Source organism: Paenibacillus thermotolerans (assembly GCF_028745515.1).
In the GTDB taxonomy this organism is placed as follows: domain Bacteria; phylum Bacillota; class Bacilli; order Paenibacillales; family YIM-B00363; genus Paenibacillus_AE; species Paenibacillus_AE thermotolerans.
Map to the genome: position 1 here is coordinate 193992 of NZ_JAQZSG010000003.1, position 15516 is coordinate 209507.

Here is a 15516-nt window from a genome sequence, read left to right on the forward strand (position 1 = left end):
TTTGCGGTTATCGATAGTCAACGATTTTTTCATGTATATCTATATTTTTTTTATTTGTGAAAAAAACAAAAAGCCAGCCGTTAGGCTGACGCTTCGGTTTTTGCGGCTTTACAATTTTTATCGTTCTGACCTGCTGCGGTTCTTGCAATAAAGTCATGGAGCGCGCGCTTTCCGCCGGCTAAAAACAAGGAAACGATATAGACCAGCATCATGGCGTTCGGGATCCAGATCAAATTCATGTTCTCGGGTTGCTGAATGCTCCACCACGGTTCAGGCGCTAGAACGATCCAATGCGTCATTTCCCACGGCAGCAATTTCACGAAAGTTCTTCCGATGACTTGAAGCAAGCGCGGTTTGCCGCCATTCGCATCGAAAACAGCCAGTTTGAAAATTGTTTTCCCGATCGTAGCGGAAAAGAAATACTCGGCGGCAATAAAATAAACCCACACCGGCAATGACATCGTGAGAAGCACCCACCGTTCGATTTCGTACCCGTTCGCAAACGTGTCGAACGGATACCCGCCGGTCGCATAATACGTTAGCAGCTGCGCTCCGACAAGAACAAATGCAGCAAGCGCAAAGTCGACCCAATAGGCCATGAGCCTTGTTATCGATAATCTCATCACTTGCCTCCGCGCTTAATTTTGCAAGTACACCTTATTGCTGATTTCCTTGCACGCTTTCGTGATCCAGAACCGCGTATTTTCCCATAGTTCGTCGGTGATGCGGATGACGGGGATCGACACGCTGATGGATGCGACCACATTCCCCTCCATATCGTAGATGGGACCGGCCATACAGTGAACGCCCTCCACCGACTCGCCCAGGTTGTAGGCGATCTCCTCTTCCCTCACCTTCACGAGCTCGGCTTTTAACGCATCCAGACTGGTGATCGTCTTGCTTGTAAACGCTTTTAGTTTCTTTTTCGGGTAGATCGAGGAAAGCTCCTCCTCCGACAATCGGGAGAGCAATATTTTTCCCGACGCCGAGGCATGCAGCGGCAATACCGAGCCTAAGCTCGTAGATACTCTGAACGGCTGCGCGATTTGCTTATCCGCAATATATACGACTTTATCCTCGCTCCGAACGCCCAGCATGACGACCTCGTTCAGCTGCTCCGCCATCTTCCCGGCGATGTGGAAAAACTCCGCGGTCAAAGAAGTGCTTTTCCGGTGCTGAACCCGAATTTCGAAAAGCTTGTATCCAAGGCGAAAATGCTTTCCCGTGCTGTCCGACTCGAGATAGCCCCGGCTTAACATATTTTGCAAAATTTGATATGCGCTGCTGGCGGGCATGTTTAACGACTTGGCAATCTCCGTTAGCGTATAAGAATCTTTCTCTCCGGTGTAAAGCTCGAAAATGTCCAAAACGCGGTCCGCCGATTTTACTTTTGGCGACGATTGTTCCAAGGATATCCCCCCTCTTTCCCCGAACATATTGTATCCAAACTTCATACTAGTGTCTATCTTCCTTAACAGCTCCTTCGCCTTACCGCCACATCGTCCAGCAGCGCCCGGGGATGTCCGTGCGAAACCGCTCGATGTTGCCGTGATCGCCGACCGTGACGTAGCAGTCTCGGCCGTCCGCGCCGCCGAACGTTAGGTTGGTGCAGTTTTTGCCGTGAAGGCCGACTTCCGTAAGCAGTTCCCCGCTCGGGGAGATGACGGCGATGCAGCCTTTGCCGTACCTGGTCACATACAAATTGCCGGCGGCGTCGCAGCGCATGCCGTCCAGCAAATGGTCCTCGAACCGGTAAAATAACCGTTTATTGCCGACCTCGCAATCGCCGGACAAATCGTATGCCCATATGCGCCGCTCCATCGTTTCATTGACGTACAGCGTCCGTTCATCGGGGCTGACCTCGATGCCGTTCGTCGTCCCCATGCCCGACTCCAGCAGCTTTATGCCTCCGTCCGGATCGATGCGCCACAGCTGTCCCGTCGAAGCGTCCCAATTCGGATCGCTGGCGAACAATACTCCCTGCGAAGTAATGGCCAGATCGTTCGGCTGGTTCATGCGCGGCTCGTAGGCCAGTACGGCGATTTCTCCGGTGGAAAGCTCGATTTGCAGCACATTGTGTCCTGCGAAATCCGCTGCGTAAATTAGGCCGCGCTTCGGATGAATCCGCATCCCGCACCCTATGCTGCCTTCGGGGAGCACGGCGAACAGGCTCGCCTCCCCGCGTTCGTTCACCCGCCCGATCGCCCGCGGCGTCTCGTGCTTGAACGCGACGGCGTACACGTTTCCTTGCGCGTCGCACGCCGGCCCTTCGATGCCTCTTGTAAAGCTGTCCCGCTTCGTGAATTCGATCGATCGAAACGACAGGGATTCCATAGGCTTACTTCTCCCCTTTATGCGCTATTGCTGACGGTATACCTTTACGCCTAGCTCCTCGCACGATCTTCTGATCCAGTAGTGCACCTTCTCCCATATTTCATCCGTAATGCGCACGATCGGAATCGAAATGCTGATCGAGGCAGCCGTTCTTCCTTCGGCATCCACCACAGGCCCGGCAACGCAATGGACGCCGTCGACCGTCTCGCCCAAGTTGTAGCCGATGCCCCGCTCTCTCACTTTATCCAGCTCCTTCAGCAGCTCGGAGAAGGAGGAGATCGTCTTCCCCGTCATTTGCCCCAGCTCCTCCGTCGGATACAACATGCGCAGCTCCTCCATCGTCAGGTCGGCGAGCATAATTTTACCGGAAGCCGTCGCATGAAGCGGCAGCGTCGTTCCCATATTCGGCGTAAAACGCAGCGCATGGCTGCTCACCTTCTCCCCGATGTACAGCAGCTGATCCCCCGCTTTAATGGCCAGGCTCACCGTTTCGTTCAAATCGTCCACAATTTTCTCGGCAATTTGGTTGAATTCGCCCGTCAAGCTCGTGCTTCGCATATATCCGGAGCGTATCGTAAACAGCTTATATCCGATGCGGAACTGCTTGCCCGACCGGTCCGTCTCCAAATACCCTCTGTTCAGCATATTTTGCATAATCAAATACGTACTGCTCGGCGGCATATTTAGCGCTTTCGATATTTCCGTCAAATTGTACGAATCCTTTTCCCCTGTAAACAATTCAAAAATATCCAATACGCGGTCCGCCGACTTCACCTTGGGCGTTTGCTGTGCCATGCGCTTCACCTTTCTCCCCTATATTCATCATTTTTTATTCGACCATGCCCGTACGTTCGATGCCTTCGGTAAACCAACGCTGAGCAAACATATATACGATCAGCGGAGGCAGAATGATCAAGAAGGCCGCGGCCATTTTCGGCCCTTCCGCGATCGGATCCTTGCCCGCATCGGCGCCGAACGTGAGCGCTTGATTGCCGATCAGCTGCATTTCCAAAGCGTTCAGCCGAATGGACAGCGGGGTAAACCCTTTGCTTAAAAACAGCGTCGCCTCGTAGTACATATTCCAGTACCATATAAAGGAAAACAGAAAGACTACAAGACACGATGCGCCGGCGAGCGGCAGCATAATTCGGAAAAACAGCCGGAACACGGAAGCGCCGTCCATCTTCGCCGCCTCCTCGAGCGCCTTCGGCTGGGACAAGAAAAATTGCCGGAAAATAATAACGAACAACGCTCCGCGCACCCCTTGCCCGAGCAGCGCCGGAACGAGAAATACGAACGGCGTATGAAGCCAGCCGAGCTTCTGGAAAATCATATACAGCGGAACGATCGTAATTTGCGGCGGGATCAGGAACGTGACGATCGTCAGAAAGAAGAACACGTTTTTCCCCGGGAACGTCAGCCGGGCAAGCGCATAGCCGGTTATCGAGCAAGAGACGACCTGAAACAACGAGCCGAACAGCGCGATCGTCAGCGTGCTGGCGAACGACTGCGGATATACGAGTCCGTTCCAAGCGTCGATAAAGTTTTGGGCGTTCACGTTTCTCGGAATAATGCCCACGACCGGGTCGATTAGATCGGCCAAGCTTTTCATGCTGGTGGAGACCATATAGATGATCGGCTTGATATAAAGAAATGCGATAACCGTGAGCAGCAGCAAAATAATGACCTTGGCGACCCACCCGTCATTCAAGTTTTGCCCGAGCGCGAATCGTTTCAGCTGCTGCGCTTTGCGGCCGGATAAAGCGCTCGACACCTCCAGCTTGATTTGCCGTACCGTTTCCTCCAGCTTCAAAGCGAACCGCCTCCTCTCGTTGCCCGAACCGTTAGCCCCATCGCGATGCCGATCAGCAGCAGAACGAGACCGAAATACAACCATGCCATAGCGCTCGCGTATCCGTAGCCCGTCGTGGCATTGAACATATTATTTTTTACCGACTCCAGCACCGGGTTAAAAGGATACGTAAACAGATCGACGATCGTATAAATCGCATTAAGCCCGACGAACGGAATCATGCCGGGAAACGTAATTTTCCAAAAGCTTTCCCACGGAGAGGCGCCGTCCACGCGGATCGCCTCGTACAGCGTCTTTGAGATCGTCTGAAAGCCCGCGAGAAAAATTAAAATTTGGACGCCGGAATACCATAAAATAATGACCGCTTTGCCGAGGATGCTTACAATCGTATCCCCGACCGAGTTGTTGAAAAACTGGTCGACGATTTCCGTCACATTGTACTGGTCCATAAAGGGCAGCTCGCCCGCCCCTTGATTGAACAGCTCCATCAGCACCTGGCCCGTTGCGAATATGACCGGAAGGAAGAAGACGGTCCGCATGAATCCTCGGCCGGGGAACCTTTGGTTGAGCAGCAGCGCGACGAAGAACGAGAAGATTAATATTAACGGTATGATCAGAATCATTTCTTGAAAATACGTGATCAGCAAAATCGGATACGCGTTGTTTTGGAACAGCATCCGATAATAGTTATCTAAGCCCACCCACGTATACTTAAACCCTGTGCTTGTGAGCATGACTTTGTTGAAGCTGTTGTACAGCGACCAGCCGACCGGGAACGCCACAAACGCGGAAAACCCGATGATCCAAGGAAGCATAAACAAGTAACCGACACCGTATTCCTTCCATCGGAATAACAAGTATCCTTTGCGCCGTTCCTCCTCGTTCATTCCGCTTTCCCTCCCGTGACGTCAAATTGTTTCGTGTTGTAATTCACCGTTACCTTCGTCCCGTCCTCATACGTCGTGACGAAGACGCCGTCTTCCGATTGCTCATGGTCCGTAATCCGCTGATGAACCACGCGCGCCAGCTTATCGAATTGCTTGTATTCCTCCGCGATCCGATCTTTCCAGACGGCGAATTCGCCGCTGTAGACGTATTCGTAATCGGTATTCATTAACACGCGGCTCGGTCGATACGTTACCTTAAAGGAAGGTAAGGCGCCGTACTCGATCGACTTCAGAAAATCGACGGCCGGGTCGTTGCGCAAATTGCCGGGTCTGGTCGTATATTCGACAAAGCCATGGACTGCGATCGGATAAAAAGGAACGGTTTCATCGACGACAAGATCGTAGCTGGACTCGAACGGAAACGCCTCTATCAGATTCGAATGGCTTAACGCATAATCGTTTCCGCGGGTCACTCCGACTGTTCCAAGTCTGCTTTTGGTATAATCCAGCAAGGCATTATAGTAGAATGCCGTATCCTCCCGCGAAAGACGGGCGGCAGGGTTATAGTCGCTGAACAATAAATTGCCGGGTCCGTCCGCATAATGAATCCCGTTCACGCCGATGTACTCCAGCGCGTCGATCACTTCCTTTTGCTTGCGGATGGCCGTCTTCGGGCTCACGATGAAATCCCCAAGTAGGCCCGGTATGATCGTAAAATTGTCGTTAAAGCGGAATCGCCCTTGCAGCACGGTGGAATCGATGCTGCGAATGCCGTCGGATTTCATCGTGAAGTCGGAATACTCCGGCTTTTTCCAGCCGATGAAATCCTCGAACATAACCTGAACCCCCCGTTCGTTCATGCGTTGCACGAACCGCTTGGCCCCGTCCGCTCCGCCGAGCTCCTTCACGATCGGAAATCGCTGATCCGTAAATTCGCGGCCGCTGCTTTGCCAGCCTTGGTAGACGACCTGCAGCTTTGCCACGCCCCGCTCCATCAGCCGATCGACGATTTCTTCCGCTTGCGCGAACGTCGTTGCCGGTTCATAACGGTAGCCTCCGAATTTCCGCTTCGTTCCGCCGCCGATGACCGAAAGCTGCAGCGGGATATGGTCGGTCGGCTGCAGACGCTTCGGCAGCCCCCCGCTCTCCTCCAAATATTGACCGTAGGAGCGGGCCATGCCTGCATAATCGGCATCGGCGCCGGAGAGAAGCCTATATTCAATGCGGCGGTCCACCCTCACGCGGCCATCTTCAACCGCTTTGACGGTTTCCCCCGACAACTCGCTCACCTTGCGCCCGTACTCTTCCCTATAGGTAAAGTTCGCGCTTAACGAATGATACGTCGAGACGATGCCTGATGGGAGAGCCTTAACGCTCGCGTTGCCTTTGCCTTCCTTCACAATGGAGACGAACGCTTGGTCCCCGCGAGTTAAGCCGAATACCGGAAAGCTGATTTGCTCCCGCTTCGGTTTTCGAAACCCTTCTTTTAAATGCGCCGGGTCGTCCCCATAGATCGGAAATTCATAGCCTCTTACGTTGGCCGGACGATGGCGGTCGTAGCGGATCAACCCGCCCGGCCCGTCAGGAACGAACATATACCCTTGTTCCTCCGTGCCCGACACGGCGCCGAAGAACGGGAGCGGGTTGATCGCGAAAACTTTAGCCTGCTCCGACTCTTGAATGCCTTGATCCGGAATGAGCAGCTCCAAGCCGTAGTCCGTCAGCTTGTACTGCAAGACAAACGACAAAGCCGGATTTTGATACGTATACGTCACTTGGATGCCCCCGTCGATCGCAATGTAACCGAAGGAAAGCTTCGGATCGAGCGAATTGCTTTGGATGCGCCGCGTGTTTTTGCCGGAGACGTATTCCAAAATAAACGGAGACTCAAGATTTTGGAGCTGCGTCCCCGACACCGTTTCGCGCTCGATATGTTCCTTTGACGGGTTGCTTCTCCAAAGAAAACCGCTTTGTTTGTTGAGAACCGCCACTTGACTCGTTTCAGGCTCGACATACAGGACAAACCGATCGTTCTGCGAAATCTCGGCGAAGCCGTCCGAACGCACCGTCGCCGGCTTCCACGGCTGACCTTGCGCAACGTTAAAGCTTGGGTCCGGGGGCTCGCCGATATTCATTTCTTTCAAGCTGGGGAGGCGTTCCCACCTTACGATCGTTACCGTGGCGGACATCAGCAAAACACCCACCGCAAGAAGGTACAAGAGCCGCAACGAACCGCTCTCCGGCCAAATCCGCTTAAGCAATGAAGATCACCTCCCGGTAAATCTGCTGAATGAAGTCGTATAGATTGACAGTCAGCGCGATAATAATCGTTAAGAATATCCAAATCACTCCGATGGTGAATACCGTTATGGCGATATTTTTGACGGTTTCCAAAAAATCGAAATTGTGCGTCACCTGCGTCATGACAAAAAATAACAGCAGTATCCAGAACCACATGATTTGCGTAAGCAGATCGTATACGATCCACTCCTCGAAGACGATTATGTTGGAAATCGCCGTAATCGGGATCATCATCAATACATAAGGCATAATTGCGAACGCGCTGGCCTGAACGACCTCGCGAAACCGGCCTTCCCCGCCTTTCACCGAGCTTACCAAATAGTTGGCGATGACCCAGGTGATCCACGGCACTATGAGCAGTCCGAGCCGCAGCGGAATATTCACCCTTGCAATATCGTAAGGGAACGCAATGATGCTTGCGCCGAACACCGAATACAGATTCACGCCCAGCGCGGACAACAAAATAATCAAAATGACGAACCAGGAAATTTTCCTCTCCTTCAGCCGATAAAACCCCTCGTAAGGATGAAACATGACGTAAAACGCGTCGCGGATTTCGGCGGCGTACCGGCGCAGCAGCGGCGGCCATTCCCGCTTGGCGGCATAGCTCCTCCATTTACGGATGAGCAGCCTCAAGCCCCATAAGACGGCAACCGCAATGACGAGAGCAAGCACGAAATGTCGCTGAATCCATACGTACCGCACGTACCAGAATGCGTCCGAATACCCCTTCGCATCTCTTGCTTCCAGGAAATAATTTACGGCTTTCGCGTAATTCCGCTCGTGCAGCGCGTTCTTCCCGAGTCCGCTGAACGCGATGTCCATCATTCCGTTCTGCCGGGTCACTTCTTCCCAGTACGGCTTGCTTTTTTCATACTCCCCTTGAAAATACAGCTCGTTCGCTTTGAGGAACGTTTCGCCGAAGCTCGTTCTTTCAAACACCTGCAGCAAATTTAGCGCGCTGTCGGCGATCCACACTTCATTGGCGGGGCTGACGGCAATGCTTGTCGGAAAGCCGGTCACGCCGTGCTGGCGCGCATTGCTGTCTCCTGCTCCGAAAAATATGAGTTGAAAACCGGTAGGATCGAAAATGGTAACGTCCCCGAACCCTCGGCTGATCGAATACAAAAAGCCTTGCGAATCGACAGCCGTATCGATGAGTCCCGGGTCGAACCGCTTGTTGTGAAAAGCGTCGGCACCGCCCGCGTTCAATTTGCGGATTTGACCGTCGCTTACCGTGCCGGAGCTTGTCACGAGCAGGAATACGTCCTCCATCATCGTAACGTTCTCGATGGCGTTCGGACGTTTGGGCGCTTCCTTCGCCAGCTGCTCCTTCGACAAGACCGCCCGTTTCAACCGGTCGAGCCAGGTCAGCTTTGCCTTGTTCGCTCCGAAGAAGCCCGTGAATTCCCCTTTCGAATTCATCCGGAACAATCCCTGATACGTATCCTTCACGACGATGTACATGACTCCGCGCCGGTCAACGGCAAGTTTGGTCGGCAGAAAGTGGTAATCCTCATACAACAGCTCGGATTCGGGCTTTTGAAATACGTGACGCAGCTGCCCGGACGCCGAATACATATTGATCGTCCGGCCGCCCGTATTGGCAGCGTAGATCGTCCCGTCCTCTGCAACGAATACGCCTTCCGGCGCATTCAGTTTGCCCTCGCCTTCCTCCATTCCGATGCTGCGCACGTACTCCCCTTCTCCGTCAAGCTCGACGATCCTGTTATTGCCCGTATCGGCGACATACACATGGCCGTTCCCCGCGATGAAGATGTCGCTCGGCGCGGAGAACGGCACGTCCATCCGGTTGCCGTCGATAATTTTTTTCGGCATATAAATCGGCTGGATCGGCGATACGCCGCCGTTCTGGCGGTCAACGAACCACGTATCGTACGGCAGCTGGGCGGAGGAAACGGACGGAAAGAGCGCGCAAAGCAAGCATATGGCGGCAATGATTTTCGTTATACAGCGCATTTGCTGTTCCCCTTTCCCCATCTTATTTCACGCCCGAATGCAGCATCGTCTGGATCATCTTCCGTTGAAACAGCAGAAACAGAATCAAATTCGGCAAAAACAGCAGCAGCGAAATCGCAGCTCCGATGCTTGCCGCGGCGACGCCGGGGATATTCACCGTGAACGACGTCATATAGAAGGCCATCGTCTTCATCGTATTTTTCGTAATATAGTACATGGACGTCGTCGTATCCATATACACGGCTTGAAACGTAATAATGCAGATCGTAGCCACCGCCGGCGCCGTAAGCGGAATAACGATGCGCGTAAAAATATACATATCCGTGGCTCCGTCCAGCTTCGCCGCCTCGAGCAGCGCATCCGGAATCTGATCGATGAACTGCTTCATTAAAAATACGGCCACGGGAGATGCGACGAACGGAAGAATAAGCGCGAAATATGTGTCTTTCAGCCCCAAGCCGCTCACGACCAAGTAACGGGGAATGAGCACCATCTCCGGCACGAACATGAGCGAGATCATAATGACGCCCATGACGATCGATTTAAAATGAAACCGGTGCTTCGACAACACGTATCCGGCCATCGTGCTGACCAAAATGACGGCGGCAAGCGTACTGACCGAAACGACGACGCTGTTGAACAGGTACCTCGTAAAAGGGACCGCTCCCGAAGCGGCCTGAAGAAATAAGGACTCGAAGTTGCGCGTCGTCGGATGCTGGACGAAAATCGTCGGCGGAAACAAATACAGCTCGTTTAACGGTTTGAAGGCGTTATTAAACAGAAACACGATCGGAATAAACATAAACAGGCCTATGCAGGTCAGGGCGATCAGCAGCAGCCACTGAGGGAGCGTTATTTTACGAACGGCGCGAAGCATCTACTCATCCCCCTTCGTCCGGAACAGCGCGTAACTGACTCTCATCAGCCCGTAACCCATCAAAAGCAAAACGACGGATAATGCGGAAGCGTATCCCCACTCGTACCGGAGAAATGCGTAATCCTCAATATGGTTGGTGATTAAATGGCCGGCATAATTGGGAGTTACGGTCAACCCCGTAAGCAACGAGGAAATATCTCCGGCTTTAAGGGTTCCTACGATCGCCATGACGGCGCTGAACAGCATTTGCGGTTTCATGGACGGAATCGTAATGTAGAAAACCTCCTGCAGACTGTTCTTGATCCCGTCGATCCTTCCCGCCTCGTACAGCTCCGTGTTTACGGTTTGCAAACCGCCCAGCATGGCAAGGAAGCCTACGCCCATACTGGTCCACAGCGTGACGATAATCATGATCCACATTAAATATTTCGGATCCTGCAGCCATAAAACCGGCGTATCGATGACGCCGAAGCGCATGAGCGCATTATTCAAATAACCGACCCGGTCCCCGCTGAAGGTCGAGATCCAGATGACGGACAATCCTACCCCGGAAGCCAAAGACGGCGCATAGAGAGCCAGCGTGAAAAAATCGCGCAGCCCTCCGGGCAGCTGGTGGATGAGCCATGCGAACACGAACGACAGCATATAGCCGCCGGGGCCGACGATCACGGCAAACTTGAGCGTATTCGGCAGCGTGTACTTCATGAAAATAAAGTCTTGCGTGAGCATGTTGATATAATGATTCAGTCCGATGAAGGAAGGAAAGCCGATGCCGTTAAAGGACGTCATGCTCAAAAATACGGCCATCAATACGGGCACGGCGATGAATGCGGTAAAGCAAAGCAAGAACGGTGCGAGAAACAAATACGAAAGACGGTCCCTCCAGCATTCCTTGGCAAACTTGACGATGCGCCGTACGAACCGGGGCGTGCCTTGCTTCGTTGGAACGGACGGCGATGCGCCGCTTTGCGGTGTGTATTGTGCAGGTTCCATTGACTACTCCTTTCCGTACGGCTTGTCGTACGGCGCAATATCCAAATCGTCGCCCGGCTTGATTCCGAATTCGAGCTGCTTGCGAAGCATTTCGCGCAATAGCGACATTTGCGAATCTTCCAACGCTTCTCTCGGAGGCGTGCCGTTCAGCAGCGTTTCGTTCCAGGCGAAGTCCATTTCGCGCGGCAGCATGTAGTAGCCGGGAACGAACGGCATATTTTTGGCCCACCGCCATTGCTCATTGATCGCGAGCAAATCTTCCTTTGCCCAAGGCAACGTTTGCAGCGCATGGATATTGGCCGTATTCCACCGATACGCTATGCCCGCAAACGACTCGATGTCCCGGCCGTACCTTCCTTGCACGTCGTCCGACGTCCACCACTTCAAAAACTCCCACGCTTGTTCTTTCTTGTCGCTCGCCTTCAAAATCATCGCCGATGCGACCCCTTGCGACGTCCAACGCTCCACAGTCCCATCCGAACGACTCATCCCGGGGATCGGAAGCATCTTCCAATGTCCGGCCAGCTCCGGCGCCGCTGCGGATAACTGGATATACATCGATATATCGCCGACGCCCGCCGGCATGCCGCCGAAGCGGAAATGGTTGAAAAATTCCGGCACGTCCTTCGGCAAGTCGTATTTGGCGAACCAGTCCGACCACATCTTGAACGCCGCAAATCCCTCTTCGGAGTTCAGTTGCGGAAGCAGCCCGTCGGAGGTATAAAATTCGGCGCCGTGCTGATAATACGGCGTTATAAAATCGGGCTTGCGGGTCATGAAGGAGGTCCCGCCCTCCTGCAGCGTCGATATTTTCGGGAACATGAAGGTCATCCCGTTCTCCTGCAGCGCAGGAAGCATGTCGAGCACATCCTCCCACGTATCCGGCGGCTCGAGCCCAAGCTCCTCCAATATATCGGTTCGGACGAACAGCATATTGTAGGTCGCCGTTTCGGGCAGGGCATACACTTTGCCGTCGTACGCGTATGAACGCATAACTCCGGGGTTGAACCGTTTCGATACTTCTTCAAAGTCATCGAATGCCGACAACTCCAGCGCTGCGCCCCGCATCGCAAAATCCGCCGGCACTTCCATGCCCGCACCGAGCGCGACGTCCGGCTGCTGCCCAGCCGCCGTGCTCATCAGCAGCACGTTCTGGCTCGGAACGAGATTCAAGTTCACTTTAATGCCCGTTTTCGGCGTAAAATCCTGCTCGATCATCGCCTCCAGCAAATCCACGTAATCCCGGCCGCGCTGCACCCAAACGGTCAGCGCTTCATCGTCTGAGGAATCGTCCGTATCGTATTTCTGGAAAAACGTGCGGACAAAATTTACGGTCGAATATTGAACCTTATCCCACAGTCCAGGCACCTTGAGTCCCGGATCGGCATTCGGCGTACGCACGACAATATAATCCAAATGCATCGGCTGATTTTCGATCGACTGCGTCCACGTATTGATGCCCGATTTGATTTCCGCGAAGGCGGACACCTCGTTCGGCAAATTGTTTACGTCCTCCAGCAAATCCCCGAGCCGGCTGACCGCTCCGTCCAACGCCGTCGTCGCTTCGTTCGAGCCCTGATTCAACCCTTTTAAATAATCGCTGATGCTTTTGAGCTCGACTTTAAGCTTTTGAAGCTTCTCCTCCATGTTCGGATCGTACTTTTCCATCTCCCACACTCTGGCCGTATCCAGATTGACGGACCCGGCGTAACCGTAATTTCCTGAGATGACGCGCACTTTTCGCTCGATATCGGACAGCCTCTCGTTAAGCCGGCCAAGCGCCAATATAACCGGGCGAATCAGCGAATTGTCCGCCGTCATCGTTAACCGGTGCGTCCCTTTCGGCAAGTAAAACAAATAGGGGCTGCCGTTTTCGTCGGAGAGCGGCGAAATCTCCATTGCGATATTCGGCGGAAAGCGATAATGAAGCATTTCCCGAAACGGGACTTTCCCGTCGATCGCAATCGTCCGGTAAGCGTTTGCGTTCCCGTTGTAGCCTTGGAAATATTTCAGATCGATTGCGTAATGGCCGGTTTCGGGCACTTCAATTTCCCATGTGACGGATTCGCCCGCTCTTTGCCAGAAGCTCCCGCCCAGCGCGTTGTATACGATTCTTCCTTGCGGGTCCGGCGAAGCATAAGGCTCGTTAACGCTGATCGTGCGAATGCCCGGCGCCGATTTATACGCAAATCGTTCCGCTTCCACCAACGTGTACCACAGATTCGCTTCGTTATTGCTCCGATGCTCAATTGCATATTCCGAATACGCAGGAATGTTCTCCGGCGAAGCAAGAGTAATAGAGTATAGCGAGATCGGCTCGCTGACGCCGACCAACCGGATCGTATGAGTTCCTTTCGTCAGTGACCAGCGCAGCGGCTCGGAAGAAAGCGAAAAATCGGACACGGATTTTTTGTTCCAAGCAATCCATTCGGTTTGAACCGGACGAATTTCGTTATTTATCGAATTGCGGTCGTACGGATATTTGCTGTCCTGCCACATCCGCTCGAACCCGATCCGCTCCGCTTCGGCAAACGGGAATTGTCCGTCGATTTGAATGCCGCGAACGATCTGCGAGTAGCTTCCGGGAATCGGCGCATAATGGATAATCAACTCGTACAGGCCGTCCGCGGGGGCTTCCATCTCCCACTCGAGCCACCCGTCCGCATTGTTCCAGTCGATCACATCGGAAGACAACGTATCGTCGTGCCGCTTCGCGATGTCCGCTTCCTCCGACGCCGCGCTGTAATCCGTTGCAAGCACCGTCGTCTCCAATCCGTCCGCCGCCGGCATCGATCGTACGCTTTCGCTTCGCTGCCATTCGATATAGGATGGGATTCCGTTCGGCGTACCGATGCTATTAAAAAGCGTTTCTTGTGGAAGCTCAGGATATGCAGCCGATTCGCTCGTCGACATCCGCCAACCGATGAACAACGCCGCAACAAGCAAAAAACTGAAAGCGATTGCAATCGTCCGTAGTCGTCTCCTTCTTCTCATTGCCGATCCTCCATCGCCAGCGCCGCCAACGAAACTTCGCTTTCCCGGTCGAAGAAATGCGCTTTATCCATCCGGATGACGAGCTTCGCATGATCGCCCGGCTGTATAGCCGTATGCGGCTCCGTCCTGGACGTTAAAGAATGCTCGCCGACGGCGGCGTACAAATACGTATTGGAGCCCATCGGCTCCCGCATTTCGATGACCGCGGAAACATGCCACTCAAGGTATTGATCGATCGCCCACGGCTCGCAAGAAACGTACTCGGGACGAATTCCGAGCACGACCTGCCTTAGGTTCGTTTGTGCCGCTCGAATGTGCCGGATCTGGCTCTCCGGAATTCTCAAATGCAAACGCTTCGTATCGAAAAAATAATGGCCGTCCTGTTCTACAATGGCGCCTTCGATAAAATTCATCTGCGGCGAGCCGATGAAGCCTGCAACGAACATATTGCGCGGCTCGTCGTACAGCAGCTGCGGCGGAGCCACCTGTTGGATGTTGCCGTCTTTCATCACGACGATTCTCGTGCCCATCGTCATCGCTTCCGTCTGATCGTGCGTTACGTAAACAAAAGTCGTCTTCAATTGATTGTGCAGCTTGCTGATTTCCATTCGCGTCTGCGTCCGCAGCTTCGCGTCCAAATTCGACAGCGGTTCGTCCATCAAGAAAACCTTCGGTTCCCGAACTAAAGCGCGGCCCAGCGCAACGCGCTGCTTTTGCCCGCCCGACAGCTGGCTCGGCTTCTTCGTTAAAAACTGCGAAATCTCAAGCATCTTGGCCGCCCGGTTTACGCGCAGCTCGATTTCGTGCTTCGCAACCTTATGAAGCTGCAGCCCCAGCGCCATATTTTCATAAACCGTCAAATTCGGGTAAAGGGCATAATTTTGAAACACCATGGCGATATCGCGGTCTTTCGGGGATACGAAATTCATGAATTTGCCGTCAATGAATATGTCGCCCTTCGTAACTTCCTCCAAGCCGGCGAGCATCCGCAAGGTCGTCGATTTGCCGCAACCGGAAGGTCCAACCATCACAAGGAACTCGCCGTCGGCAACGTCCAGGTGAAAGTCATTGACTGACGGCCGGCTCTCCCCCTTATAAAATTTGTACACATGGTTGAACGCTACGTTACCCATACGGTTACCCCCATGAACTTAAAATCTATGAATTTGATTTATATACGTGAAATTATAACGGTTAACTCCAAAAAATGACAGACCAATTTTAAAAATAAAATTAGCATATGTGAAATTTTTTTGTTGACTTGAAAAAAGGTCGTGTTAAAATCTAGGCAAGAACTTCCAATCGGGCCATTTTTTTATGGCGTTAAGGAAGCGCTT

The 15516-nt window shown here is 53.2% G+C and carries 12 protein-coding genes; all 12 read right to left on the minus strand.

Translation table 11 applies throughout. From position 1 onward, the window contains the following. Positions 1–80 precede the first annotated feature (80 nt). The 12 genes from PT964_RS04355 to PT964_RS04410 all read right to left on the minus strand — a co-directional run bounded on the left by PT964_RS04355 (position 81) and on the right by PT964_RS04410 (position 15312). Positions 81–623 (minus strand): RDD family protein, encoded by a 543-nt coding sequence (locus PT964_RS04355; RefSeq protein ID WP_274362107.1) that lies wholly within the window; start codon positions 621–623, stop codon positions 81–83. Between the two features lie 15 nt (positions 624–638). After that, a complete protein-coding gene (locus PT964_RS04360) occupies positions 639–1409 on the minus strand; it encodes an IclR family transcriptional regulator (RefSeq protein ID WP_274362108.1) in 771 nt (256 codons plus the stop codon). Between the two features lie 79 nt (positions 1410–1488). Continuing rightward, complete coding sequence (locus PT964_RS04365) at positions 1489–2334, minus strand: SMP-30/gluconolactonase/LRE family protein (protein ID WP_274362109.1); 846 nt, start codon at positions 2332–2334, stop codon at positions 1489–1491. Between the two features lie 24 nt (positions 2335–2358). Next, positions 2359–3129 carry an IclR family transcriptional regulator gene (locus PT964_RS04370; RefSeq protein ID WP_274362110.1) on the minus strand — a complete coding sequence of 257 codons (771 nt, stop codon included), beginning with the start codon at positions 3127–3129 and terminating at the stop codon, positions 2359–2361. 34 nt (positions 3130–3163) lie between these two features. Then, positions 3164–4147, minus strand: coding sequence for a carbohydrate ABC transporter permease (locus tag PT964_RS04375; protein ID WP_274362111.1), 984 nt, complete (start codon positions 4145–4147; stop codon positions 3164–3166). Then, positions 4144–5034 carry a carbohydrate ABC transporter permease gene (locus PT964_RS04380; protein WP_274362112.1) on the minus strand — a complete coding sequence of 297 codons (891 nt, stop codon included), beginning with the start codon at positions 5032–5034 and terminating at the stop codon, positions 4144–4146. Before PT964_RS04380 ends, PT964_RS04375 begins: the two co-directional genes overlap by 4 nt. Beyond that, complete coding sequence (locus PT964_RS04385) at positions 5031–7295, minus strand: DUF5696 domain-containing protein (protein WP_274362113.1); 2265 nt, start codon at positions 7293–7295, stop codon at positions 5031–5033. Before PT964_RS04385 ends, PT964_RS04380 begins: the two co-directional genes overlap by 4 nt. After that, positions 7288–9315: a YIP1 family protein gene (locus PT964_RS04390; protein ID WP_274362114.1), complete on the minus strand. Its 2028-nt coding sequence runs from the start codon at positions 9313–9315 to the stop codon at positions 7288–7290. Before PT964_RS04390 ends, PT964_RS04385 begins: the two co-directional genes overlap by 8 nt. Positions 9316–9337: 22 nt before the next feature. Then, positions 9338–10192 (minus strand): carbohydrate ABC transporter permease, encoded by an 855-nt coding sequence (locus tag PT964_RS04395; protein WP_274362115.1) that lies wholly within the window; start codon positions 10190–10192, stop codon positions 9338–9340. Beyond that, positions 10193–11185: a carbohydrate ABC transporter permease gene (locus PT964_RS04400; RefSeq protein WP_274362116.1), complete on the minus strand. Its 993-nt coding sequence runs from the start codon at positions 11183–11185 to the stop codon at positions 10193–10195. A gap of 3 nt (positions 11186–11188) precedes the next feature. Beyond that, positions 11189–14179, minus strand: coding sequence for an extracellular solute-binding protein (locus tag PT964_RS04405; protein ID WP_274362117.1), 2991 nt, complete (start codon positions 14177–14179; stop codon positions 11189–11191). Further along, positions 14176–15312: an ABC transporter ATP-binding protein gene (locus PT964_RS04410; RefSeq protein ID WP_274362118.1), complete on the minus strand. Its 1137-nt coding sequence runs from the start codon at positions 15310–15312 to the stop codon at positions 14176–14178. The genes PT964_RS04405 and PT964_RS04410 overlap by 4 nt, the downstream gene beginning before the upstream one ends. Positions 15313–15516 lie beyond the last annotated feature (204 nt).